Origin of the sequence: Neorhizobium alkalisoli (genome assembly GCF_002968635.1) — a bacterium.
GTDB classification, from domain to species: domain Bacteria; phylum Pseudomonadota; class Alphaproteobacteria; order Rhizobiales; family Rhizobiaceae; genus Neorhizobium; species Neorhizobium alkalisoli.
Genome location: NZ_PVBN01000016.1, coordinates 99921 through 124610, shown reverse-complemented (window position 1 = coordinate 124610; position 24690 = coordinate 99921). Strand labels below are relative to the sequence as shown.

21 protein-coding genes are annotated in these 24690 nt (G+C 60.0%); 9 read left to right on the top strand and 12 right to left on the bottom strand.

The window, feature by feature from the left end; all coding sequences use genetic code 11:
* Window positions 1-131 precede the first annotated feature (131 nt).
* Both C5L13_RS26370 and C5L13_RS26365 read right to left on the bottom strand, forming a co-directional pair.
* Entirely contained in the window at window positions 132-578 is a 447-nt protein-coding gene (locus C5L13_RS26370) for a thermonuclease family protein (protein ID WP_105386235.1), read from the bottom strand.
* Window positions 579-627: 49 nt separating this feature from the next.
* A complete protein-coding gene (locus C5L13_RS26365) occupies window positions 628-846 on the bottom strand; it encodes a DUF1674 domain-containing protein (protein ID WP_105386234.1) in 219 nt (72 codons plus the stop codon).
* A 112-nt stretch (window positions 847-958) separates the two neighbouring features.
* On the opposite strand from C5L13_RS26365, the gene htpX reads away from it, so the two are divergent.
* From htpX to purH, 4 genes are all read left to right on the top strand, one after another.
* Window positions 959-1924 (top strand): zinc metalloprotease HtpX, encoded by a 966-nt coding sequence (gene htpX / locus C5L13_RS26360; protein WP_105386250.1) that lies wholly within the window; start codon window positions 959-961, stop codon window positions 1922-1924.
* A gap of 59 nt (window positions 1925-1983) precedes the next feature.
* Window positions 1984-3315, top strand: a complete 1332-nt coding sequence (locus tag C5L13_RS26355) for an RsmB/NOP family class I SAM-dependent RNA methyltransferase (RefSeq protein WP_245571484.1) — start codon at window positions 1984-1986, stop codon at window positions 3313-3315.
* 98 nt (window positions 3316-3413) lie between these two features.
* Complete coding sequence (locus C5L13_RS26350; RefSeq protein WP_105386232.1) at window positions 3414-5096, top strand: heparinase II/III family protein; 1683 nt, start codon at window positions 3414-3416, stop codon at window positions 5094-5096.
* 81 nt (window positions 5097-5177) lie between these two features.
* Window positions 5178-6794 (top strand): bifunctional phosphoribosylaminoimidazolecarboxamide formyltransferase/IMP cyclohydrolase, encoded by a 1617-nt coding sequence (purH, locus tag C5L13_RS26345; protein WP_105386231.1) that lies wholly within the window; start codon window positions 5178-5180, stop codon window positions 6792-6794.
* 8 nt (window positions 6795-6802) lie between these two features.
* Here the strand turns inward: purH and C5L13_RS26340 are convergent, their stop codons facing one another.
* Together C5L13_RS26340 and C5L13_RS26335 are read right to left on the bottom strand one after the other, a co-directional pair.
* Complete coding sequence (locus C5L13_RS26340; RefSeq protein ID WP_105386230.1) at window positions 6803-8203, bottom strand: MFS transporter; 1401 nt, start codon at window positions 8201-8203, stop codon at window positions 6803-6805.
* 155 nt (window positions 8204-8358) lie between these two features.
* Complete coding sequence (locus C5L13_RS26335) at window positions 8359-13125, bottom strand: NAD-glutamate dehydrogenase (RefSeq protein ID WP_105386229.1); 4767 nt, start codon at window positions 13123-13125, stop codon at window positions 8359-8361.
* Between the two features lie 168 nt (window positions 13126-13293).
* Between C5L13_RS26335 and pdxY the strand changes: the two genes are divergently transcribed.
* Complete coding sequence (gene pdxY, locus C5L13_RS26330) at window positions 13294-14166, top strand: pyridoxal kinase PdxY (RefSeq protein ID WP_105386228.1); 873 nt, start codon at window positions 13294-13296, stop codon at window positions 14164-14166.
* 70 nt (window positions 14167-14236) lie between these two features.
* Window positions 14237-14911: a carbonic anhydrase gene (locus C5L13_RS26325; RefSeq protein ID WP_105386227.1), complete on the top strand. Its 675-nt coding sequence runs from the start codon at window positions 14237-14239 to the stop codon at window positions 14909-14911.
* A gap of 16 nt (window positions 14912-14927) precedes the next feature.
* Here C5L13_RS26325 and C5L13_RS26320 read toward each other — a convergent pair whose 3' ends face one another.
* Together C5L13_RS26320 and C5L13_RS26315 are read right to left on the bottom strand one after the other, a co-directional pair.
* Entirely contained in the window at window positions 14928-15740 is an 813-nt protein-coding gene (locus C5L13_RS26320; RefSeq protein ID WP_105386226.1) for a lytic murein transglycosylase, read from the bottom strand.
* A gap of 194 nt (window positions 15741-15934) precedes the next feature.
* Complete coding sequence (locus C5L13_RS26315) at window positions 15935-16969, bottom strand: aspartate-semialdehyde dehydrogenase (protein ID WP_105386225.1); 1035 nt, start codon at window positions 16967-16969, stop codon at window positions 15935-15937.
* A gap of 507 nt (window positions 16970-17476) precedes the next feature.
* Between C5L13_RS26315 and C5L13_RS26310 the strand changes: the two genes are divergently transcribed.
* Window positions 17477-19360 (top strand): MFS transporter, encoded by a 1884-nt coding sequence (locus C5L13_RS26310; RefSeq protein WP_105386224.1) that lies wholly within the window; start codon window positions 17477-17479, stop codon window positions 19358-19360.
* Between the two features lie 68 nt (window positions 19361-19428).
* On the opposite strand, the gene lpxE is transcribed toward C5L13_RS26310, so the two are convergent.
* The 5 genes from lpxE to C5L13_RS26285 form a co-directional block, all read right to left on the bottom strand.
* Complete coding sequence (gene lpxE, locus C5L13_RS26305) at window positions 19429-20235, bottom strand: lipid A 1-phosphatase LpxE (RefSeq protein WP_105386223.1); 807 nt, start codon at window positions 20233-20235, stop codon at window positions 19429-19431.
* Between the two features lie 130 nt (window positions 20236-20365).
* Window positions 20366-21475, bottom strand: a complete 1110-nt coding sequence (gene leuB / locus C5L13_RS26300) for a 3-isopropylmalate dehydrogenase (RefSeq protein WP_105386222.1) — start codon at window positions 21473-21475, stop codon at window positions 20366-20368.
* Window positions 21476-21577: 102 nt separating this feature from the next.
* On the bottom strand, window positions 21578-21967 hold the full coding sequence (locus C5L13_RS26295) for a RidA family protein (protein WP_105386221.1): 390 nt from the start codon (window positions 21965-21967) through the stop codon (window positions 21578-21580).
* 15 nt (window positions 21968-21982) lie between these two features.
* Window positions 21983-22588, bottom strand: coding sequence for a 3-isopropylmalate dehydratase small subunit (leuD, locus tag C5L13_RS26290; protein WP_105386249.1), 606 nt, complete (start codon window positions 22586-22588; stop codon window positions 21983-21985).
* A gap of 136 nt (window positions 22589-22724) precedes the next feature.
* Window positions 22725-22952, bottom strand: coding sequence for a hypothetical protein (locus C5L13_RS26285; protein WP_105386220.1), 228 nt, complete (start codon window positions 22950-22952; stop codon window positions 22725-22727).
* Between the two features lie 108 nt (window positions 22953-23060).
* Here C5L13_RS26285 and C5L13_RS26280 point away from each other — a divergent pair, with 108 nt between their 5' ends.
* Together C5L13_RS26280 and C5L13_RS26275 are read left to right on the top strand one after the other, a co-directional pair.
* The gene (locus C5L13_RS26280) at window positions 23061-23963 is read left to right on the top strand and encodes an HpcH/HpaI aldolase/citrate lyase family protein (RefSeq protein WP_105386248.1); all 903 of its coding nucleotides are present in this window, start codon (window positions 23061-23063) and stop codon (window positions 23961-23963) included.
* Window positions 23960-24166, top strand: a complete 207-nt coding sequence (locus C5L13_RS26275; RefSeq protein WP_105386219.1) for a DUF1737 domain-containing protein — start codon at window positions 23960-23962, stop codon at window positions 24164-24166. Before C5L13_RS26280 ends, C5L13_RS26275 begins: the two co-directional genes overlap by 4 nt.
* A 13-nt stretch (window positions 24167-24179) precedes the next feature.
* Here C5L13_RS26275 and C5L13_RS26270 read toward each other — a convergent pair whose 3' ends face one another.
* Complete coding sequence (locus tag C5L13_RS26270; protein ID WP_105386218.1) at window positions 24180-24617, bottom strand: metallopeptidase family protein; 438 nt, start codon at window positions 24615-24617, stop codon at window positions 24180-24182.
* Between the last annotated feature and the right edge of the window lie 73 nt (window positions 24618-24690).

Below are 24690 nucleotides of genomic sequence, written 5' to 3'. Positions count from 1 at the left end.
ATCGCCGAGGACGATTTCGGAGCACTTGGCGATACCTCGACGCTTGCCGATCCCGGCGTCGTCGACGACCTCATCGCAAACCGCCAGAACAAGGCGGGTTGATAAAAAGGCCGCTCCTCGGAGCGGCCTTTTCAATCGGTATCGCAGATCTGATGCGGCTTCCGGCCTCCGTCATAGTCTTGCACGAGGCCGGCAAGCAGAAGGTCGCTTGCCGCGCTACGGCCGTCCGACAGCATGACGTCGGCCACGATGCGGCCGAAATACTTGTCACCTGAAATACGGGTGAGCTGAATCCTGGAAGAGACTGCGGTCAGCGTTTCCAGCGCGTGCTGTGCATCGAGCCCGGCCCGGCGGATACGATCGCATTTCGATTTCAACTCCGGCGCATCGATGCCGCGTATCCGAACATACACTTCCATCGTCTGCTGCGGCCATGGTTGAGCTTCGACAAGCAGCGTGTCGCCATCGACAACCCGCAGGATTTTCGCCGCGACGGGGCCTGAGATTTCCTCACGCGCCAACGCTTGCGTGGAGAAGGCGGCGACGAAGCCGACTAGAATCAAAAGTTCCTTGACCATGAAAGGAATAAATTCCGATCACTGCCCAAAGTCAATAGGAATATTTACCTTAAAAGTCGATGGCCCGGCCGTTGATTTCCCAGTCGCCGAAACGTGCGGGATCGGCGCCACCGCGGCCACCATATTCCGCGGGTATCTCGGTCCTCGCTTCCGCCTGTCGGCGTTCCTCTGCTTCCTTCAGCGCGCGCTGAGCCGCTGGGGACAGAGATTTCCGCGGAGCCTCTTCCTTGGCCGAGGCATCGATATTGTCGTTATCTACGTTCTGCATCTTTTCAGATCACTGGATGGTTTATTGAAAACTGCGGTCGAATTGACCACATCATAGGGCGTTCGTCGCCGCGGGAAAACCCTTGAGCGGCATCGGCAACGGAGAGACGACGATGAACGTGATGCGCACCGCCATGCTTCTGGCCTTCATGACGGCCCTGTTCATGGGCGTCGGTTTCCTGATCGGCGGCAAGGGCGGCATGATGATCGCGCTGGTGATCGCCGCCGGCATGAACCTCTTTTCCTACTGGAACTCGGACAAGATGGTGTTGTCAGCCTATCATGCCCAGGAGGTGGATGCGCGCACCGCTCCGGAATTCTACAACATGATCCGTGACCTGGCGGCCAATGCAGGCCTGCCCATGCCGAAGGTCTATATCTACGACAATCCCCAGCCGAACGCCTTTGCCACGGGGCGCAATCCGCAAAACGCTGCCGTTGCCGCCTCCACGGGCCTCTTGCAGCGCCTGACGCATGAGGAGGTGGCAGGCGTGATGGCCCATGAGCTGGCGCATATCCAGAACCGCGATACGCTGACGATGACGATCACGGCGACACTTGCGGGTGCGATCTCCATGCTCGGCAACTTCGCCTTTTTCTTCGGCGGCAACCGCGAGAACAACAGCAACCCGCTCGGCTTTATCGGCGTGCTGGTGGCGATGATCGTCGCGCCGCTTGCCGCCATGCTGGTGCAGATGGCGATCAGCCGCACGCGTGAATATTCTGCCGACCGGCGCGGCGCCGAAATCTGCGGCAATCCGTTGTGGCTTGCCTCGGCGCTCGCCAAGATTGCCGGTGCGGCACATGCCATTCCCAATTATGAAGCCGAGCGCAATCCTGCCACGGCGCATATGTTCATCATCAACCCTCTTTCGGGCGAGCGCATGGACAATCTGTTTTCGACCCATCCGAACACGGAAAACCGGATCGCAGCCCTGCAGCAGATGGCAGGCCAGTTCCCTGGCGGCGGCTCGACGGGTGGCTTCAGGACTGATAGACCGCAGCGCACCGCGCGCTCCGTGCCGACGACCGGCTGGGGGCGCGGTTCCAATGAACCGCGCAAAGGTCCCTGGTCTTGAGTGAGCCCAAGAAAAACAAGAAATCGCCTCCACACAAGCAGTACCGCAGGAAACCGGACTTGCCCGCGCAGGGCGAGGCGCCAAAACCCGGGCTTGAGGTCCGGGCGACCGCGGCCAAGCTGCTGGCGGCGGTCGTGGATCGCAAGACCTCGCTCGACGGCATGCTTGATCCTGTGCACGGCAATCCGGCCTACAAAGTGCTGAGCGATGCGGACCGCGCCTTGACCCGTGCGATCCTGACGACTGCGCTCCGGCATTTGCCACGGCTCGAGGCCGCAGTCGCATCGCTCATCGAGACGCCGCTCCCGGAAGGGGCGCGCGCCCTCCACCATGTGCTCGTCACGGCGGCGGCTCAAATTCTACATCTCGACGTGCCATCCCATGCGGTCGTGGATCTTGCCGTCGAACAGGCCAATCGCGACCCGCGTAACCGTCGCTTTGCAAAGCTGGTCAATGCCGTGTTACGCAGGCTGGTGCGGGAGAAGGACGAGGTTCTCGCAAGAACAGCCTCTATTTCGCCGGTGCCTGACTGGTTCAGCCAGCGGCTTTCCGTTTACGGCGAGGTTGCGGCGGTTCGCATCGCCGAGGCGCAGCTCGTGCCGCCGGCAATCGATCTGACCGCGAAATCCGACCCAGAAGTTTGGGCCGAAAAGCTCGGCGGCAAGCTTCTACCGACAGGCAGCATCCGGATGCCGATGTTCGAGGGATCGGTGTCGGCGCTTGAAGGGTTTGCGGAGGGTGCCTGGTGGGTACAGGATGCGGCAGCCAGCATTCCCGCCCAACTTTTCGGGGATCTGAAGGGCAAGAGGATCGCCGACCTTTGCTCCGCGCCGGGCGGCAAGACCGCCCAGCTCGCCGCGGCGGGGGCCAAGGTGACTGCCGTCGAGCAATCGGCAAACCGGCTGGCCCGACTGAAGGAAAATTTTACACGGCTGGGTCTTGAGGCCGAATTCATCGCGGGCGATCTTTTCGATTATAAACCGGAAGAACTGTTGGATGGGGTCCTGCTCGACGCGCCCTGCTCCTCGACGGGCACGACGCGGCGGCATCCTGATGTGCTCTGGGTCAAAGGACCGGAGGATATCGCAAAGCTTGCTGCTCTGCAGGAGAAGATGCTGCGTCACGCAATCACGCTCGTGAAACCGGGCGGTATCGTGGTTTTTTCCAATTGTTCACTTGATCCCTCCGAAGGTGAAGAACTGATCGCGCGGGTGCTTGAAGATCATGCCGAGCTAACACGGCTTCCCATCGAACGCGCGAATTGGCCGGGCTTGGAAGAGGCGATTTCTCCGGTTGGCGAGTTCCGAACGACGCCAGCCATGCTGCCCGGAGACGACAAGTTCGTGGGCGGAATGGACGGGTTCTTCGCAAGCGTGCTGCAGCGCCAGTAAGGCTTTGTTCACCATACAAGCTCATTGTTTCGAATGAGCTAAAGTGATTCCGGCCGACCGGCCGGAGGCTAAATCCTGCGGAGTGTTCTAGATTGACCATGCGGCTCGCAGATCGCCGGAAGCTCTTCTCCTACGGCTTGCGGGAAATCTGGCGCCGCTTTTGCCGGCGGTCGGCCGGATTGCGTCTGGCTGTCACCTCCTTTTCTCTCCATGTGCCGGATCGATTGATCGTCGCACCCACCGACTTGAGGTCACTCGACCCTTTTGTGGCGGAAGAGATTCTGGAAGGCCGTTTTCCCCTGGCTGGCCGTATTCTGGAAACCTACGGAGAGTCGCCGTTTTCTGTCGAGCTTCCATCTCGCGCCTTTGCCGAGCGGCTACATTCGTTTGCCTGGCTCAGGCATATCCGCACCAACAAGACCGAGGCCAGCTGCGCCCATGTCCGGCAGGTGGTCGCAGACTGGATCGCGCTCCACGGTCGACGGCCGAAAGGTTTGGCGTGGGAGGCGAATGTGGCGGCCGAGCGGGTGATCGCCTGGCTCTCCCATTCCACGGTTGTCCTGCAGGGTGCCGAGGCGGGTTTTTACCGGCGCTTCATGAAAAGCCTGGCCTATCAGGTGCGCTATCTGCGGAAGATTGCCGGCTGCACGCCTGAAGGCGATACCCGTTTGAGGCTCCGGATCGCGCTCGCCATGGCCTCGATCTCGATGCCGACGCGGGCCGCCTATATCCGCCGCGAAGGCAATCGGCTGGACCGGGAACTGGAGCGCCAGATATTGGCGGACGGAGGCCATATATCGCGCAATCCGCGGGCGGTGCTCGACCTGCTCATCGACCTTCTGCCACTTCGCCAGACCTATATCAACCTGGGGCACGACCTGCCGCAGAAGCTCATCCCGACGATCGACCGGATGTATCCCGCCCTGCGTTTCTTCCGCCACCAGGACGGCGATCTTGCTCTGTTCAACGGGGCGAGTGCGACACCGGCAAGCGAGCTGATGTCCGTGCTGCGGTATGACGAAACCGCTGGAAAGCCGTTCAAGGCCCTGCCGCACATGAACTACCATCGCCTTTCGGCAGAAGGCACCACGCTGATCGTCGATACCGGGCACGCGCTTTCGACGGAGCTTTCACGCGCGGCTCATGCGGGTTGCCTCTCCTTCGAAATGTCCTCCGGCCGGCATCGCTTCATCGTCAACAGCGGCGCGCCGAAACATGGCAGTCGCACCTATCGGCAGATCACCCGCTCGACCGCAGCCCATTCGACCGTGACACTCAACGAGACCTCCTCCGGCCGCGTTGCCCGTTCCAGGCTCGCAGGCCCGATCTTGCTCGGCGGCGTATCGGAGGTGGAGGTGGAGCGTTGGGATGATCCGCATGGCAACGACTGGCTGCGGGCGACGCACAATGGCTATGGCCGCGAGTTCGGTTATCTGCACGAACGCGAGATCGGGCTCAACGCCAAGGGCAACAAGATCAAGGGGCACGATCGGTTGTTCCCGCCCGAGGGAGAGGCGGCCGAAGACGATCCCCTTGGCGCAGCGGCACGGTTCCATATCCACCCGGCCATCACGCTCCTGCGGCGTGACGAAGAGAGCGTCGTCATGCGCGCGCCGGATGGCGAGACGTGGATTTTTGCCGCTCCCGGCCTGCAGGTCCTGATCGACGAGGACATCTTTTTTGCGGACGTTTCCGGTGCCAGACCGAGCCAACAGCTCGTGATCGAGTTCTCTCTGCCTCATACTTCGGACATCCGTTGGATGTTGAGGCGCGGCGAATAGGCTTCCCCTGAGGCCCGAAGCTATGCTAACGGCGGCAATCCTTCGCAGCGCCGGTTTGCGGCGCGTTCCCAGGAGAGACCGATGGCCGTCGTTTCCAAAAAAATCCCTGTTCCCGACCGTATCAAAATTCGCACCGCGCTGCTCTCGGTCTCCGACAAGACCGGCATCATCGAGCTTGCCCAGGCTTTGGTCTCTCAAGGCGTGAGACTGCTGTCGACGGGCGGAACACACAAGGCGATCGCGGCGGCCGGCCTTCCCGTGACCGACGTGTCGGACGTGACGGGTTTTCCGGAAATCATGGACGGCCGCGTGAAGACGTTGCATCCGACCGTGCATGGGGGGCTTCTCGCCATCCGCGACGATCAGGAACATGCCGCAGCGATGAAGGAGCACGGGATCGAAGCCATCGATCTCGCCGTCATCAATCTTTATCCCTTCGAAGAAGTGCGTGCCGCCGGCGGCGATTATCCGACCACCGTGGAGAACATCGATATCGGCGGCCCTGCGATGATCCGCGCCTCGGCCAAGAACCATGCCTATGTCACGATCGTCGTCGACCCTTCCGACTATCCCGCGCTCATCGAAGCGCTGCGGACCAACGAAGGACAAACGGTTTACGCCTTCCGTCAGAAGCTGGCCGCCAAGGCCTATGCCCGCACTGCTGCCTATGACACGGCAATCTCCAACTGGTTTGCGGAAGCGCTCGACATCGAAATTCCGCGCTACCGGACGATCGGCGGTGTCTTGAAGGAAGAGATGCGATACGGCGAAAACCCGCATCAGAGCGCAGGCTTCTACGTCACCGGCGAAAACCGCCCCGGTGTTGCCACCGCAAAGCTTCTGCAAGGAAAGCAGCTTTCCTATAACAACATCAACGACACGGATGGCGCTTTCGAGCTGATTGCCGAATTTGCACCCGAAAAGGCGCCGGCCTGTGCCATCATCAAGCACGCCAATCCTTGCGGCGTGGCAACAGGCCTTACCTTGAAGGACGCTTATCTGCGTGCGCTCGCCTGCGATTCCACCTCCGCCTTCGGCGGCATCATCGCACTGAACCAGCTTCTTGACGGCGATACTGCAGAAGAGATCGTCAAGCTGTTCACCGAAGTGATCATCGCTCCCGAAGTTTCGGACGAAGCCAAGGCAATCATTGCAACGAAGAAAAACCTGCGCCTGCTGGTGACCGGCGGCCTGCCGGATCCGCGTTCACGGGGGATCACCGCCAAGACCGTTTCGGGCGGCCTGCTCGTCCAGACCCGGGATAACGGCATGATCGAGGATATCGATCTGCGTGTCGTGACGAAGCGGGCTCCGAGCGAGCGTGAGCTGGATGACATGAAGTTCGCCTACAAGGTGGCCAAACACGTGAAGTCCAACGCCATCGTCTATGCCAAGGACGGCCAGACGGCGGGCATCGGCGCCGGCCAGATGAGCCGGGTGGATTCCGCGCGTATCGCCGCCATCAAGGCGGAGGAAGCGGCAAAAACCTCGGGATGGGCGGAGCCGATGACCAAAGGATCAGCCGTCGCCTCGGAGGCTTTCTTTCCGTTTGCCGATGGCCTGCTATCGGCAATTGCCGCTGGGGCAACGGCGGTTATCCAACCGGGCGGCTCCATGCGCGATGACGAGGTGATTGCCGCTGCCGACGAGCACAACGTCGCCATGGTCTTTACCGGCATGCGTCATTTCCGGCACTGATCAGCCGGCTAGCTTTCCGTGGCGGTGTCGGGGTTGTCGGCCGGGTATGGCGTCGCCAGCAGCAAGAGGAATCCGGCCAGCAGGAAAAGGATCAGCGTGGCCATTCCGAGCCGCGCCGATCCGGTCGCATAAGTGGCCAGCGAGAAGAAGAGGGTTGCCATGAAACTGGTGGCCCTGCCCGACAGCGCATAGATGCCGAAATAACGGCCGGCTTCGGAAGAGCTGACGCTGCGGGCAAGGTAGGAGCGCGACGAGGCCTGCACCGGGCCGAAAGCAACACCTATCAACAGGCCGAACAGCAGATAGGCCTTTTCAGCCGCCGTGCCGAAAAGCCCTCCGCCGTCATCCATGGACAGCGGAAGCATGCCGAAGAAGACGAAACCCGGGCCGGTCGAGACAATGCCGAGGGTGGCGATCAGCAGACATACGAGGCTCGCTGCGACAACACGCTTCGAGCCCATCGCCTTGTCGAGCGCACCGGCGGCGATACAGCCGAAGATCGCAACGACATTCAGCAGAATCCCGAAGATGCCGATCTCGATCGTGGCCCAGCCGAACATCCCCGCGGCGAAGGTGCCACCAAGGATCAGCACGCCGTTGACGCCGTCCTGGTAGAGCATACGCGCGATCAGGAACCTGGAGATGCCCTTCCTCTGCTTCAGTTCACGGACGGTGCCTGCAAGCTCTTGCAGGCCGGAGCGTACGGCCTCCGCGAAGGGCATGGCCTTCTTGGTGTCGGGCGTGAAGAAGAACATGGGAAGGATGAAGAGGAAATACCAAAGCGCGGCGATCGGGCCGGTAATGCGGGCGTCTTCTCCAAGATGAGGGTCGAGCCCGAACAGCGGGGGAATGCCGATCAGGGTCAGTCCGGTATCCGGGCTTGCTGCGAGGAGCGCCACTATTGCGATCAAGACGATCATTCCACCGAGATAACCGAGCCCCCAGGCTACATTCGAAACTCTGCCGACCTCGTCCTTGCTGACCAGCCGCGGCATCATGGAATCGTTGAAGACGGTGGAAAACTCGGCTGCGACCGAGGCCAGGATCATGAAGATCAGCGGCCATATGATCGGCGAGCCCGGTGCCGCGAACCACAGCATTGAGACGCAGGTGATTTTGACGGCCGCGAAAAACGCGATCCATGGCTTTCTCGGACCCGATTGATCGGCGATCGCACCGAGGATCGGCGAGAGGATGGCGATTGTGATCGAGGAGATCGTCGCCATGTTGCTCCAGGCCGCCTGCGCCGAGACAGGATCGCTGGTCAATCGAGCGACGAAATAAGGGCCGAAGACGAAGGTGGTGACGACGGTGAAGAAAGGCTGGGCGGCCCAGTCGAAGAGCATCCAGCCCCAGATCCCGCGCCGGCTGGATCTCGCCGGCGCTCCCTCAATCCCACGAACAGCCATCTTCCCCCCGCGTCAGCGCGCTCAAAGCCTCTTCCAGGCAATGAAGCTCGTTCTGGTAAAAATTCCCGAGGCGACCTAGCTGTGTTATGCCCCGCCTGAAAATCCCACGATCATGTTGGAGGCCGCCGGATGACCAGCGGTTCCTCCTTTTTTGGCTAAATTGCCGGTTCGCGTGCGAGGTCTCCGAGAAGCCCGGCGGCTACGGTGATCTTGGGAAGCGTGAGATCGCTGCCCTCGCTCAAGGCCATCAGTTCCGCTCCGATCCGGTTCACCCGCATCCGGTCATTACCGACCCAGGCTTCCAGCGGCTTCTTTTCCTTTGGATGGGCGGTGAGGGCGGCAATGATGATGTCGCGCCGGGCCGAGGCGATCTGCAGCAGGCTGCGCGAAAGCGCCAAGCTCTCATAATGGTCCGAGGTGGCAATGCGCTCGCCGGCACCGATCAGTCGGTTGATGCGGAAAGTGTCCGTTACCGCAAAATAGCTCTCCGTCGCGCGCGCCATGGTCTCGCCGGTGCGGTCGGCAACCAGCATGATCTCGGGCAGGAGAACCAGGGTGGGCAACAGCAGGATTTCCCGTGCGACCGCCGGAGGAACGCCCTGGGCTTCAAGTTCCGCCGCCTGTGAGGCGGTTTCCAGAATGGTTCCTGCGGTGATGGAGGATCGCAGGCCCTTGATTGCAGCTCTGAGCCGGCTCATGGCTCCGGCCATATCCCCGGCGCCCACCTGGGTCTGTAGAATGAGTCGCGTGGCTTCAGCGAAGATCAGGCTGGTGCGAGCGTAGAGATCGTTCTGCACCTGACCCGAAATCTTGCCGTCCAATGCATCGATTTCGGCCCATAGCTTCGGCAAGTCGAAACTATCGCGTGCCAGAAAGGCTGCCTTGACGACATTGGACGCCGCCGCACCCGTCACGTCGCTCATCAACTGCACGAAGCCGGGTCCACCGCGGTTGATGGTCTCATTGGCCAAGGCGGTTGCCACGATCTCCCGATGCAGGCGGTGATTCTCGATATCGGCTGCGTAAGGCTTCTGCATCTTCGCAGGGAAGTAGGCCTTCAGGATGGCAGAAAAATAAGGGTCGTCCGGGATCGAGCTATCGATCAATGCGTCGAACAGGACGATCTTCGAATAGGAGAGGAGAATGCCGATTTCCGGTCGGGTCAGCGGGCGGTTGGAGGCATACCGTTCGGCCAGCTCGCTATCATCGGGAAGCGTCTCCACCTTACGGTTCAGGAGGCCCTGGCTTTCCAGCACCGACATGAGGCGCGACAGCTCTTCCCGGTTGGCGACGCCTTTTCTTTCGGTCAGGGAGATCGCCAGCGGTTGAAGGTAATTGTTGCGCAGCACGAGGCCTGCAACCTCGTCGGTCATCGAGGCGAGAAGCTGGTTGCGCTTCTCCCGCGTCAACCGGCCGCCCTGCATCGCCGAATTGAGCGCGATCTTGATATTCACCTCGACGTCCGAGGAATTGACGCCTGCGGAATTGTCGATCGCGTCCGAATTGCAGCGCCCGCCGGCTAGCGAATAGGCGATGCGGCCCTTTTGGGTGACGCCGAGATTGGCGCCCTCGCCGATCACGCTCGCACGTATCTCGGCCGCCGTGACGCGGATGGAATCGTTGGCGCGGTCGCCGACGTCGATGTCTGCTTCGGAAGCGGCCTTGATATATGTGCCGATACCGCCGAACCAGAGCAGGTCGACCGGGCTCTTCAGGATCGCCGTCATGATCTCGAAAGGTGTCGCTGTCGTCTTGTCGATGCCGATCGCCGCCGCCGCTTCCGTAGTCAGCTTAACGGCTTTCTCGGTTCGAGAAATGATCATGCCGCCTTTGGACATCGTCGTCCGGTCGTAATCCTGCCAGCTCGATCGCGGCAGGGCGAAGAGCCGTTCGCGTTCAACAAAGGATTTTTCGGTGTCCGGATCGGGATCGATGAAGATGTCGCGGTGATCGAAGGCCGCGATGAGCCTGATCTTGCGGGACAGTAGCATCCCGTTGCCGAAGACGTCGCCTGACATGTCTCCGACGCCCGCCACGGTGAAGGGGGTGGTCTGGATATCGATGTCCTTCTCCCGGAAAAGCCGCTTGACGGCTTCCCAAGCGCCGCGCGCGGTGATGCCCATCTTCTTATGGTCATAACCGGCAGAGCCTCCGGAGGCGAAGGCATCGTCCAGCCAGAAGCCGGCTTCCTGGGCCAATCCGTTGGCGGTATCCGAGAAGGTGGCGGTGCCCTTGTCGGCGGCAACAACGAAATATGGGTCGTCGCCGTCGATGCGCAACGTATTTGCCGGCGCTACGATCTCGCCATCGACGATGTTGTCGGTGATGGAGAGCAGTGTCCTGATATAGGTCTTGTAGGCGTCCCGCCCGGCGTTGAAGATTTCGTCGCGAGAGCCGCCGAGGGGCAGCATTTTGGGGAAGAAGCCGCCCTTGGCTCCGACCGGCACGATGACCGCGTTCTTTACCTGCTGCGCCTTCACGAGGCCCAGGACCTCGGTTCGGTAATCTTCGCCGCGATCCGACCAGCGCAAACCGCCACGAGCAACCCTCCCGAAGCGTAGATGCACGCCTTCAACCTCGGTGCCGTAGACAAAGATCTCGCGGAACGGTCTCGGCTCGGGCAGCCCGTCAAGCAGCTTCGGATCGAGCTTGAAGGCCAGCATCCGTCTTGGCGCGCCTTGAGCGTCGCGCTGGAAGTAGTTCGTCCGCAGGGTGGCATCGACGGCATTGACGAAACGACGCAGCGTCCGGTCCTCGTCGAGGTTCGGGACATTGCCGAGAGCGGCTTCGATCTCGGAGTGGATTTCCGTGAGTTTCTTCAGTCGCACCTTCTCGCCAAGCTTCGGATTGAAGCCATCGCGGAAGAGACGGAAGATGGCGGCCGAAATGGCGGGATATTTGTTCAGCGTGTCGGCGATATAGTTCTGCGAATAGACGATGCCGGTCTGTCGAAGATATCGGGAATAGGCCCGCAGCACGGTGACTTCCCGTGCGGACAGTCCGGCGAGCAGCACCAGCCGGTTCAGGCCGTCATTGTCGATCATGCCTTCGAATGCCGAAAGGAACGCCTCCTCCAACAACAGACCTTCACGGGGGAGCTCAATTTCCCGCGCATCGTTGACCTGCAGTTCCATGTCGTGCAGCACGACCAGTTTGCGGTCATTCTCCGGCCCGACATAGAGCTCGAAAGTCTGCTCGCTGACGACGTGGAACCCCAGGTTTTCGAGAAGCGGCACACGGCGGGAGAGCGAGAGGTGTCGGCCCTGGTGGAAGATTTTCAGCGAAACGGTGTTGGGAGTATCGGCGGGGCGGCGATAGAAGGCGATGCGGATCGTCTCACCGGCAGCACAGGCGACGATATCCGGAAGATCGTCGAAGGTCTCCTCGGGCGAAAAAGCTTCCTGGAAAGCCTGCGTTACGGAGAGGCGCGGGCCTTGCTTTGCCAGGGCGGCGAAACGATCCTCCCAAGGCGTTGCGATAAGCCGGATTGCCTCTTCGAGCTTTGCCTGCGGAATGCGTGGGGTTTTGCCCCCGCGCCGGCCTACGATCATATGCACGCGGGCCAAGCCGCCTTCCGGAAAGGCCGGATAATAGGCAGAGACATGGCCTTCGTAGATATTTGCGAGGTAGTCGCCGACCTTTTCGCGCACCAGCGAATTGTAATCTTCGCGTGGAACGTAGATGATCACAGAGACGAAACGATCGAAATGGTCGATGCGAGGCAGTGCGCGTACCCGAGGCCGTTCGCTCAATTCCATGATCTGCTCGCAGAAGCGAGCCAGCAGGTCGGTGTCGATCTGGAAAAGATCGTCACGCGGATAGGATTCCAGCGTATTTGCCAGCATGCGGCCCGAATGGCTGTCCGGGTCGAAGCCGAAGTGCTCCTCGATCCTGGCCGTCTTGGCGCGCAGGAGCGGGATATCGCGAACGGAGTGGGTATAGGCGGTGGCGGTGAAGAGGCCGACGATGCGCAGCTCTCCGACGACTTCGCCATTCTCGTCGAACCGCTTGACGCCGATATAGTCCATATAGGCGCGACGGTGGACGACGGACTTCACGTTTGCTTTCGTGACGATGAGAAAATCCGGTCCGTCGAGAAATTCGAGGATTTCCGGCGTGGTCGTCACGGCGTCCTTGCCCTGGCGCAGCACCAGGACGTCCGGATCTGACAATATGCCGAGGCCACGCCCTTTGCCGCGCTCCACCTTTGCTTCCGGACCCTTGCCGGAATAGACGTATTCCCGCATGCCGAGAAAGGTGAAATTGTCGTCGCGCAGCCATTCCAGGAATGCGAGCGCCTCTTCGCGATCGACCTTCCTGCGGCTCATGGAGTTGTGGAGTTGGCCGGCCGCGCCTTTGAGAACATCCAGCATCGCGCTCCAGTCGGAGATAGACAGATGCACCTGATCGAGGATGTAACGAAGGCGCTCGCACAGCGCCGTCGACTGTTCTTTCGTCAGCGGAGCGATATGGATCTGGATGAGACTTACGTGATGAGCCGGATTCCCGGGATTCTCATTGGAGCGCAGCACCGGCTCCTTGCCGGGCTCAAGAAGCAGTATCGGATGGACTGCCATCACCAGGTCACGATGGGTGGCCGTCACCTCACCCATGACCGAATCGAAGAGGAAAGGCATGTTCCGATCGACGATCGTCAAGACGGAAACCGGGACCCCTTTGGGCTCGACGCCGGCTACCGGCGTTACCGTGATGTCAGCCCTCACCCGCGTCCAGGCATTCAGCCGTTCGGCCGCATGTCTTGCCGACAGGGCCAACATTTCAGGAGTATAGTTCTCGAGGTCGTCATTGCTGGCCCGGCCAAACAGGATGACGGGATCGAGAAACGGTCCCTTGTCTTGAGCGGCAACCTTACGCGCGTTTTCGATCTGTTTTTCACGCTTCGGATTCTGCCTGACGGCCATTTCCCCCTCCCCTTTTTCGATTGAGCCGAATTATTTCATGCTCTGTCATCTTGTCGCAACGTGGCCGATCCATGTCCACATGCCAGGTTGCCGCATTCTTTTGGACTATTATTGACACAGCCGTGCGAAGAAACCATCAACAGGCCATCGAAGTCGGAAACCAGACTCATGCAGGACAACAGCAATGCCGTCATCGTCATTTCCAGCCACGTCATTCGCGGCTCTGTCGGCAATCGCGCCGCCGTCTTCGCCTTGGAAACGCTTGGATATCCAGTGTGGGCAATGCCGACCATCGTTCTTCCCTGGCATCCGGGTCATGGGCCTTCCACGAGGCTGACTTTCCACGAATCAGATTTCGACAAAGCTATAGACGATCTCATTCGTGCGCCATGGCTCGGTGAGGTGAAGGCCGTCCTGACGGGCTATTTCGGCAACGCCGCCCAACCGCGCTCGGTGGCACGGCTGATCCGGGCCTTGAGGGAGAAAAATCCGCAGCTCCTCTATGTCTGCGACCCGGTGATGGGCGATCTCGGCGGGCTCTATATCCCACAGCCGACCGCAGAGGCGATCCGCGACGAGCTTATTCCGCTTGCCACCATCGCGACGCCCAATCGTTACGAGCTTGCCTGGCTTTCCGGAGCGCCGCTGGAAACCAACAACGAGATCATGGACGCCGCGATCGCGCTGGGACCGCCGCGCATCCTGGTCACCTCTGCCGTTCCGATGATGGCAGGCGGTACCGGCAATCTCTATCTCACCGGTAAACATGCATTGCTCGCCGAGCATCGGCTGATCGACAATCCGCCGAACGGTCTCGGCGATCTCCTCAGCGCCCTTTTCCTGGGGCGTATTCTGGCCGGCATGGATGAGGAAAAGGCGTTGCAGCTCGCAACGGCCAGCGTTTTCGAGATTCTCGCGCGCACGGCCAAGCGAGGAGGAGACGAACTGACATTGGAGACGGATGCTTCCAGCCTTTCCACGCCGATGGCGATGGTACAGATGCGCAGGCTCGTGCACCCGCTGCAGCGGGCGAAACGTTGATGCGGCTTTCATCTTAGCAACTGCACAATCACCGTTGATATTGGGCCGCCGGCGCTATAATCCTTTCCCCATGATGGATTTTCCAGACAGACTTCTGGCGGGTTACCGCAGCTTCATGAGCGGGCGCTACACCGACGAACGCGAACGCTACCGCGTGCTGGCGGAAACCGGACAGAAGCCCCATGCGCTTCTCATTGCCTGTTGCGATTCTCGCGCTGCGCCGGAAACCATTTTCGATTGCGGCCCGGGCGAACTTTTCGTGGTCCGCAACGTCGCCAACATGGTGCCGCCCTACGAGCCGGACAGCCAGTTTCACGCCACCTCGGCGGCGCTGGAATATGCGGTGCAGGTGTTGGAAATCGAGAATATCGTCGTCATGGGTCATGGTCGCTGCGGCGGTATTCGGGCGGCGCTCGATCCGGCGATGGAGCCGCTTTCGCCCGGCGATTTCATCGGCCGGTGGATGGCGCTGGTCCGGCCAGCGGCCGAACTGATCCAAAGCAACGATTTCATGACCCAGGCGGAGCGGCAGACGGCGCTTGAACGGGTATCGATCCGCAATTCGATCGCCAATCTCGAGACATTCCCGTTTGTGCGCAAACGTTGCGAGAAGGGCGAACTCAGCATTCACGGCGCCTGGTTCGACATCTCGACCGGCGAATTGTGGGTGATGAACGAGAACGGCGATTTCATTCGTCCGGACCTGGACGAGTCGCGGCTTCAGGCCGAGCAGGCGTCGGCCTGACCTTCACTTTGCTGAATTACTGACCATCGATCCGGGCGCCGATGTGGGCGATTGCCTGCTGATAGACGCTCGCAGCATTCCAGCCCTGGATGGCAGAGAAGTTCGGTTCTCCGGGCTGATACCCGGCGCCGGCTCGCCAGCCATGGCCGCGCAGGAAGTTGGCGGTCGAGGCAAGCGCGTCGGCGCGCGAGCGGACCATGTCGACGTGGCCATCCCCATCCCCATCGGCGCCGTAACGTACGACGTTCAGCGGCAGGAATTGGGTCTGGCCGATCTCGCCGTGAGCCGCACCCTTCGCCGAGGTGCTCAGGTCACCGCGGCCGACAAGCTGGAGAGCGGCGTAGAGCTGCTCCGTGAAATAGGCTGAGCGGCGGCAGTCGTAAGCAAGCGTTGCAACGGCCGATAGCGTATGCTGATTGCCCATGAAGCCACCGAAGCCGGTCTCCATGCCCCAGATGGCAAGGAGCGGTCCGGCCGGTACGCCGTAGCGGCGCTCGATCGACGCAAAGAGGGATGCGTTGCCGGACTTCATGCTCTTGCCGCGGGAGATGATGGCAGCCCCGCCGCGTTTGCGCATGAATTCGTCAAAGGAGAGCTTGAAACTTTTCTGGCCACGATCGGCTCGGATCGTTTCGCGATTGTAGGCGATGCCGGCGAAGGCCTTTTCCACCACCGACGGGCTGACGCCATTCCCCGGAGCGACGCGCTTGAACTCGTCGACCCAGCGCGCAAAGCCGGATGAGTCGTTACCGCATTGAAGCGCTGCAAAAGCCGGAGTGGTGGTCACGAAACCGGTTGCAATCAGTCCTGCCAGCAAAATCTTCTTCATACAGTAAATCCGTGGTCAGCCGGATCGCTTGGTCGCAGCGTCCGGGGAGGTATTTTCGGCCTTATGACGGGGGCAGCGACCATTCGCAACTCACCCGTTCATGAACAGTTCGTGATGGGCGATGATTCGCCGGGGAAACCCCGCCATTTCTGGCAGGGTCTTTTATCCGAACATGTTTAATAAATTTAGTGCTTTCAGGCTGCCGCCTTGCGTGGCTTGATCAGGCCCCTGTTCACGAGCAGCTCGGCAATCTGCACTGCGTTCAGCGCTGCACCCTTACGCAGGTTGTCCGAAACGACCCACATATTGAGACCGTTCTCGACCGTTGCGTCTTCGCGAATGCGGGAGATGTAGGTGGCATCTTCCCCGGCGCACTCGTAAGGCGTGATGTAGCCGCCGTTTTCGTGCTTGTCGATCACCAGGCAGCCCGGCGCTTCGCGCAGGATATCGCGGGCCTGGTCAGCGGTGATCTCGTTTTCGAACTCGATGTTGACTGATTCCGAGTGACCGATGAAGACGGGGACGCGCACGGCAGTGCACGTTACCTTGATCTTCGGATCAAGCATCTTCTTCGTCTCGGCCAGGACCTTCCACTCTTCCTTCGTATAACCGTCTTCCATGAAGACATCGATATGCGGGATGACGTTGAAGGCAATGCGCTTCGTGAACTTCTTCGTCTCGACGGGATCGGCGACGAAGACGGCGCGGGTCTGGGTGAAGAGCTCGTCCATGCCTTCCTTACCGGCACCGGAAACGGACTGGTAGGTGGAAACGACGACGCGCTTGATCTTGGCGAAGTCGTGGAGTGGCTTCAGCGCGACGACGAGCTGAGCAGTCGAGCAATTCGGGTTGGCAATGATGTTCTTCCTGGTAAACCCGTCGATCGCATCCGGGTTCACTTCCGGCACGATCAGAGGCACTTCGGAGTCGTAGCGCCAAGCAGACGAGTTATCGATGACGACGCAGCCCTGGGCGCCGATCTTCGGGGACCACTTCTTGGATATCTCGCCGCCGGCCGACATCAGGCAGATATCGGTGTCGGAAAAGTCGTAGTTTTCGAGATTGGAAACCTTCAGCGTACGGTCGCCGTAAGAAACATCGGTTCCCTGGGAACGAGCGGAAGCAAGTGCCACGACCTCACCCGCCGGAAAGCCGCGTTCGGAAAGAATTGTCAGCATTTCCCTGCCGACATTGCCGGTTGCCCCAGCGACTGCAATCTTGAAACCCATTTTTTGCTCTCTTTCTGTCTCTCCTCGATCCGGTGAGGGGGAAGCCGCGGGATTTCGTCCGCGTATTCCTGGTCCCCGGCCTTGCCGGGGAGAGAGCGGCGGCCAGAGACGTCAGACGGTTTTCGTCGTCGTTTTGGCCATGGTTTTAGAGAAAGCGGAAAAACATGCCCGCTGCCCGAGCTGAGCAGCCGGCAGTGCAAAGGCAGCGATGTCGAATTCGCGAGCACGCATAGATGTGTCTTTCCGTTCGCGAAGGTGTTTAGAAGATTTTCGTCATGAGTCAAGCGATGGCTTGAACCGCAGGTAACAAGAGCAATGTCATCCCTCCTTGCTGAGATATTTCATTACGCCCGGTGCCCCGGTATTAGACGAAAGTCATAATCCCAAAGCATCTCTCTTCCTTTGCCTCGAATTCTGCCAATCTGCGACAATGCGTCGCCCTATCCATGTCCAGGAGGGAAAGGACATGGGAGCCGGCACGCGAGTTTATTCTTTGGGAGGACGACAATGGCAAATGTCGCAACGACTGCCGAGGTAAGAACCGGCGGTATGACGCGAGAGGAGAAGAAGGTTATCTTCGCCTCCTCGCTCGGCACTGTTTTCGAATGGTACGACTTCTATCTTTACGGCTCACTGGCAACCTTCATCGGCGCTGCCTTCTTCAGCCAATATCCGGAAACCACCCGAAACATCTTTGCGCTCCTGGCTTTCGCCGCAGGCTTCCTGGTGCGCCCTTTCGGCGCGCTTGTGTTCGGCCGTCTTGGCGACCTCGTCGGCCGCAAATACACCTTCCTCGTCACCATTCTGATCATGGGTCTTTCGACCTTCCTGGTCGGCATTCTGCCCGGCGCAGCTTCGATCGGCATCGCTGCTCCGATCCTGCTGATCGCGCTGCGCATGCTGCAGGGTCTGGCGCTGGGCGGCGAATACGGTGGTGCTGCGACCTACGTGGCGGAACATGCGCCGCATGGCCGGCGCGGCTTTTTCACCTCGTGGATTCAGACCACGGCTACCCTCGGTCTGTTCCTGTCGCTGGTCGTCATTCTCGGCGTCCAGTTGATCATGGGTCGTGAAGCCTTTGCTGCCTGGGGATGGCGCATTCCGTTCCTCCTTTCGGTCATCCTGCTCGGAGTGTCGGTCTGGATTCGTCTGAAGATGAACGAGTCGCCTGCCTTCAAGAAGATGAAGGAAGAAGGCAAGGGGTCCAAGGCTCCGCTCACAGAGGCATTCGGCCAGTGGCGGAACGCGAAGATCGCGCTTCTCGCTCTGTTCGGCGCAGTGGTCGGTCAGGCCGTCGTCTGGTATTCCGGCCAGTTCTACGCCTTGTTCTTCCTGCAGAACATTCTCAAGGTTGATGCGCAGTCCGCGAACCTGATGGTTGCTGCCTCGCTTCTTCTGGGCACCGGCTTCTTCGTCTTCTTCGGCTGGCTTTCCGACAAGATCGGCCGCAAGCCGATCATCATGGCAGGTCTGCTTCTGGCCATGGTGACCTACTTCCCGCTGTTCAAGGCCATGACCTGGGCCGGCAATCCGGCTCTGGCGCAAGCCCAGGCAAGTGTGCGGGCGACGGTGACGGCGGCTCCGGGCGACTGCAAGTTCCAGTTCAACCCGACAGGTACAGCAAAGTTCACCACGTCCTGCGACATTGCGACTTCGTACCTGACCCGCAATTCGGTGCCTTACGAGGTCGTTGCCGGTCCAGCCGGTACGCCGGCCACCGTGAAGATCGGCGATGCGACGATCACCAGCTATGACGCCGTCGCTGCCGGCGCTGATGCAAAGGCCAAGGATGGAGCATTCCAGAAGCAGGTGAACGTTGCACTGCAGGCGAGCGGTTATCCGCTGGCACGCGCTGCCTCGAAGGTGCCGGACGCAAAGCTTGATGCCTTCATTGCGGCAAATCCGGAACTGAAGCTCGATGCAGCCGCCGTTCGCGCCGGCAACAAGGCTTCAGTTGCAGGTCCCGACCTCGTGACACAGAAGCTGCTGACTGCAGAAGAAGCCACTGGCGTGACCGAGATGGCAGTCTACACTGTCCCGAACTCCGGCACCTTCTCGATGGTGGCTGATCCGCAGGCGGTCAATTGGGTAGCGATCATCGCCATCCTGACGGTTCTGGTGATCTATGTCACCATGGTCTATGGCCCGATCGCGGCCCTGCTGGTTGAACTCTTCCCGACCCGCATCCGCTACACCGGCATGTCGCTGCCCTACCATATCGGCAACGGCTGGTTCGGTGGCCTTCTGCCGGCGACGGCATTCGCAATGAGTGCCGCCAAGGGCGATATCTACTTTGGCCTCTGGTACCCGATCGTATTTGCCGGCATCACACTGGTGATCGGCTTGCTCTTCCTGCCTGAAACGAAGGATCGCGATATCCACGCGGAATAGTCTTTCACCGGAAGGAACCGATAACGAAAAAGCCCGGCGCAGTTTCTGCGCCGGGTTTTTCATTTCTTTCAAGCCTTCTCCTCACGCGCTGGAGGCGTTCCGCGTGGCGGGAAAGGTGCGTTTACGCGATCGGGGCGCATGATCAAGGGTATCGGTCGGCGCAAAACCGGCCATCCGTCCGGTTCCTGCCTGAACAGCAGGCCGTAACGGGAGAAGGCAATCGCCGTGAGGATCGAGAACCAGGCGCCAAAGGAAAGGCCGGCGACCACGTCGCTCGGATAATGGGCGGCAACGATGACGCGTGAAAAGCCGACCCAAAGGCTCATGACCAGAAAGAGAAGTCTGTAAGGCGGGGCAAGGATGGCCATGGCCATCAGGAAGGCGCCGACGGTCGTGGCATGGCCGGAGGGAAAACTCTCGAAGCGGGAGCCGGAAAAGGGATTGAACCCGTATGAAGACCACTGTTCGTAAAGAACAGGGCGCGCCCGCCCGATGATGCGCTTCAAGAGATTGGCCGCCAGCCCGGAGCCGGCAACGCAGAGGAAGAGGTAGATGGCCATATGGCTGACAAGCATCGCCTGGAAGCGCGCCTTCAGCGTCGGCGCAAGCCGGATGACGGCGAGCGCCTCGAAGAAAATGATGGCGCTTCCAAACAGGATCCAGCCGGACTTGCCGAGGTCGGTAATGGTTTCTCCGAAAGGTTTCAGAAGATTGCGGGTATGAGCCGCATAGGAACCGACGGGGGCATCCAGCAGGAAAAAGGCGATCAGGATCAGGTTGACCGTAACCAGCGCATAGGGCCACAACCGGGGCGAGGAAGACCCTGGATGGTAGCGATAGCGGCGGTATTTCAGTTTTTCGATTGTCCGTTTCATCGGCCTCTATCCGTGGCGCGGGAGCGATCTCCGCGCTCTCTCCCATAGATTTCTCGATATGGGTAGCCAGATGCTGAAAACAAAACGGCGAAAGGTCTTTCCGCACTGTGCGGAAAGACCGGTATGGGCATCAGGCGGAGAGGCTGACGAACTCCTTGAGGATCGCGTCGCCCATTTCGGACGTACCGACTTGGCGGCAGCCCTCGGCCATGATGTCGCCGGTGCGGATGCCCTGATCCAGCACGTTGGCGATCGCCTTTTCCAGATTGTCCGCTTCCTTGACCATATTGAAGGAATAACGCAGGCACATGGCAAAGGAGGCGATCATTGCGATCGGATTGGCAATGCCGTTGCCGGCGATGTCAGGTGCCGAGCCGTGTACCGGCTCATAGAGCGCCTTGCGCTTGCCGGTCTTGGTATCGGGTGCGCCGAGCGAGGCGGACGGCAGCATGCCGAGCGAGCCGGTCAGCATGGCCGCGACGTCGGAGAGCATGTCGCCGAACAGGTTGTCGGTGACGATGACATCGAACTGCTTCGGCTGGCGCACCAGCTGCATGCCGCCGGCATCGGCCAGCATATGCTCGAGCTTTACCTCTGAATAGGAGCGCTTGTGAGTCTCGGTGACCACCTGGTTCCAGAGCACGCCGGACTTCATGACGTTGCGCTTTTCCATGGAGCAGACTGCATTGCTGCGGGTGCGGGCAAGCTCGAAGGCAACGCCGGCGATGCGCTCGATCTCATAGGTATCGTAGACCTGCGTGTCGATGCCGCGCTTTTGTCCATTCCCGAGATCGATGATTTCCTTCGGTTCGCCGAAGTAAACGCCGCCAGTCAATTCCCGAACGATCAGAATGTCGAGGCCTTCGACCAGTTCCGGCTTCAGAGACGAAGCAGACGCGAGCGCCGGATAGCAGATGGCGGGCCGCAGATTGGCGAAGAGCTCCAGGTCCTTGCGCAGGCGCAGCAGACCGGCTTCCGGGCGAACCTCGTAAGGAACGTGATCCCATTTCGGTCCGCCGACGGCGCCGAAGAGCACGGCATCCGCCTCCATGGCCTTGGCCATGTCTTCCTCGGAAATGGCGACGCCGTGAGCGTCATAGGCGCAGCCCCCGACCAAGCCTTCGTCGAGCGCGAAATCGGCCTGCATGGCGCTGTTCATGTGGGCGATGATCTTGCGGACTTCGCCCATGGCCTCAGGGCCGATACCGTCGCCGGGAAGGAGGAAGAGGTTCTTTGCCATATCTTGTGGTGTCCTTGGTTTTTGCAGGCTCAGGTCCTCCCGCGCGGATCTCGCGCCTGGCGAAACCTCGTCCGAGCCTGTCGAGGACGAGGCTGGAAAGGTTCAGGAACTGCCGGCGCCGACGCGGGCGGTGACTTCGATCTCGATTTTCATTTCAGGCGTGGTGAGACCGCAGACGACCATGGTCGCGGCGGGTCGGATTTCGGAAAAGGTTGCGCCGAGCACATCCACGACGGCGTCATAGTCGGCCATATCGACCAGGTAGTAACGCACACGCAGGACGTCCTGCAGACCGCTTCCGGCTTCCTTCAGGGCTTTTTCGATGGTGCCTAGCGCGTTGCGCGTCTGGGCCGCAACATCGTCTGGCATTTCCATCTTTGCATAATCATAGCCGGTCGTGCCGGAGACGTAGACCATGTCCCGGTCCACGACGGCGCGTGAATAACCGATCCGCGTTTCGAAAGGCGATCCGGAGGAGATCCGCTTGACCATGAGAGCGTGTCCTGATCAGAGCCAGGGGCGCTCGGTGCGGTTCTTGGTCTCGAAGCTGCTGATTGCGGCATCGCTCTTCATGGTCGAGGCGATATCGTCGAGGCCTTCGAGCATGATGTGGCGACGGCCGGGATCGATGTCGAAATGGATCGAACCGCCGTCCGGACCGGTGATTTCCTGCGCTTCCAGATCGACAGAGAGGATGGCGTTCGAGCCGCGCTCGGCATCGTCCATCAGCTTTTCCAGGTTTTCCGGGCTGACGACGATCGGCAGGATGCCGTTCTTGAAACAGTTATTGTAGAAGATGTCCGCGAAGCTCGTGGAGATGACGCAGCGAATGCCGAAATCGAGAAGCGCCCAGGGCGCATGCTCACGGGAAGAGCCGCAGCCGAAATTGTCACCGGCAACCAGAATCTTGGCATTTCTGTATGCCGGCTTGTTCAGCACGAAATCCGGGTTTTCAGCGCCGTCTTCGTTATAGCGGGCTTCCGCAAAGAGACCCTTGCCGAGGCCGGTGCGCTTGATCGTCTTGAGGTAGTCCTTCGGAATGATCATGTCCGTATCGATATTCACGACCGGAAGCGGCGCTGCGACGCCGGTGAGTTTGGTGAACTTTTCCACGATCTGCCTCCACATGGACTAATCTGCGGAAGCTGCCATAAAACAAATCCGCAAGGATTTGAAGGGCTGTTTGCCTGGAACCGGTACGCTGATGCGCTGGTTTTCAGCGCATTTGCCTTTAAGGGGCGTTTCCGGACTACAGGTCTATGATCGTTCCGCGTCCGTCGTTCCAGACATGCATCTCGCGCTTATCTGCCTTCGCCCGCACCGGAACTGGTTTCAGCCGGGCCGAAAGCGCTCGTCCGATGGAAAGAACTGCAAGAATACCGGCAAAGGCGACAGTTAGCGATGCCGTCAGAAGCGCTGCCATGGCGAGCACGGCAATTGCCGATATGATGACGAAGAAAACGCGAATGTTATGCATGATCCAAACCTTTCTCATCGAAGAATGTGGGCCCTTGCGCCCTTTCTTGCAAGGGGTTTTGCGCAATGCGGTATTGCCGAGACCTCAAAAGATTGGCAGAAAGTCGTGATGATCTCCTTGACCGACATCAATTTTTCCCCCGTTCGTCTTCGCCGTTCGGTTCTAAGCGTGCCGGCCAGCAACCATAGAGCGTTGGAGAAGGTCCGGAATCTCGACTGCGATGCCGTCATCTTCGATCTTGAAGATTCCGTCGCGCCGGAAAAGAAAGCCGAGGCACGTGAGAACCTGCGCCGCCTGTTTAAGGAAAAACCGCTGCAGGGAGTGGAGCGCATCCTCCGCATCAATGCGCTCGAGACCGAATTCGGCAGGGCGGACATGGATCTTGCGGTGGAGATCTCTCCGGATGTGGTGCTGATTCCCAAGGTCGAGCACGTGGCCGAGGTGCAGTCCGTGGCGGATATTCTTTCGGAAGCCGGGTCCCCGGACGATCTTGCCATCTGGGCGATGATCGAAACGCCGAGGGGCGTCTTGAATGCATCAGTGATTGCGGCTGCCGATGAACGGATCAAGTGTTTCGTCGTTGGTCTCAACGACCTGCGCAAGGAAACCGGGGTGCTGTCGCAGCCGGGTCGTGCCTATCTTGTGCCCTGGCTCATGCAGATCGTGCTGGCGGGCCGGGCCCATGGCATCGATGTCATCGACAGTGTCTTCAATGATTTCCGGGACACGGAGGCTCTCGAGACAGAATGTCGGCAAGGCCGCGCCATGGGTTTTTCCGGAAAAATGCTGATCCATCCCACCCAAATCGAACTCGCGAACCGGCATTTCGGACCCGATCCGGAAGCGGTGAAAGACGCTGAAACGATCATTGCCGCTTTTGCTGAGCCGGAAGCGCGCCATCTCAATGTGATCAACCTCAACGGCCAGATGGTCGAACGCCTTCACCTTGCGGAGGCCGAGAAACTTGTCGCCAAGGTGAAATTCCTAGCCGAACGAAAGAAATCCTCATGAAACTCTACCGTCTTCTCACCGGTCCCGACGACGCTTCCTTCTGTCACAAGGTGACGGCTGCGCTGAACAAGGGGTGGGAGCTTCATGGTTCGCCGACCTATGCCTTCAACGCCACGACCGGCGAAATGCAGTGCGGACAGGCGGTCACCAAAACCGTGGAGGGGAAGGATTATCATCCGGACATGAAGCTTGGCGAGCAGTGAGTGCCAGGTCTAGTCAGCGCTGTGCGGCGGCGTCGGCGCTGGCTTCGATGCGCTCCATGTCATCATCGCTCAGGCCGAAATGGTGACCGATCTCGTGGATCAGCACATGGGTGATGATATCGCCCAGGGTTTCCTCGTTCTCGGCCCAATAGTCCAGGATGGGACGCCGGTAGAGCCGGATGCGATTCGGCAGTTCGCCCGTTTCCATGTTGAAACGTTCGGAAATGCCGCGGCCTTCGAACAGGCCAAGGAGGTCGAAGGGGGTTTCGAGTGCCATATCCTCGAAAACCTCGTCGTCCGGAAATTCTTCGATCTCGATGGTGAGATTGGTCGTGAGCGCCCGGAATTCCTCCGGCAGATGACCATAAGCATCGATCGCTAGCGACTCGAACGTGCTGATCGTCGGCGCGTGGCGATCCTGCCAATCGTCGGTCTGGTCAATACGGGCCATGGGCTCTCCTTCTGATCAGGCCCATATAGTGCCTCCGAAGATATTTTTCGAGAGAAGAATCATTGGCCTATCG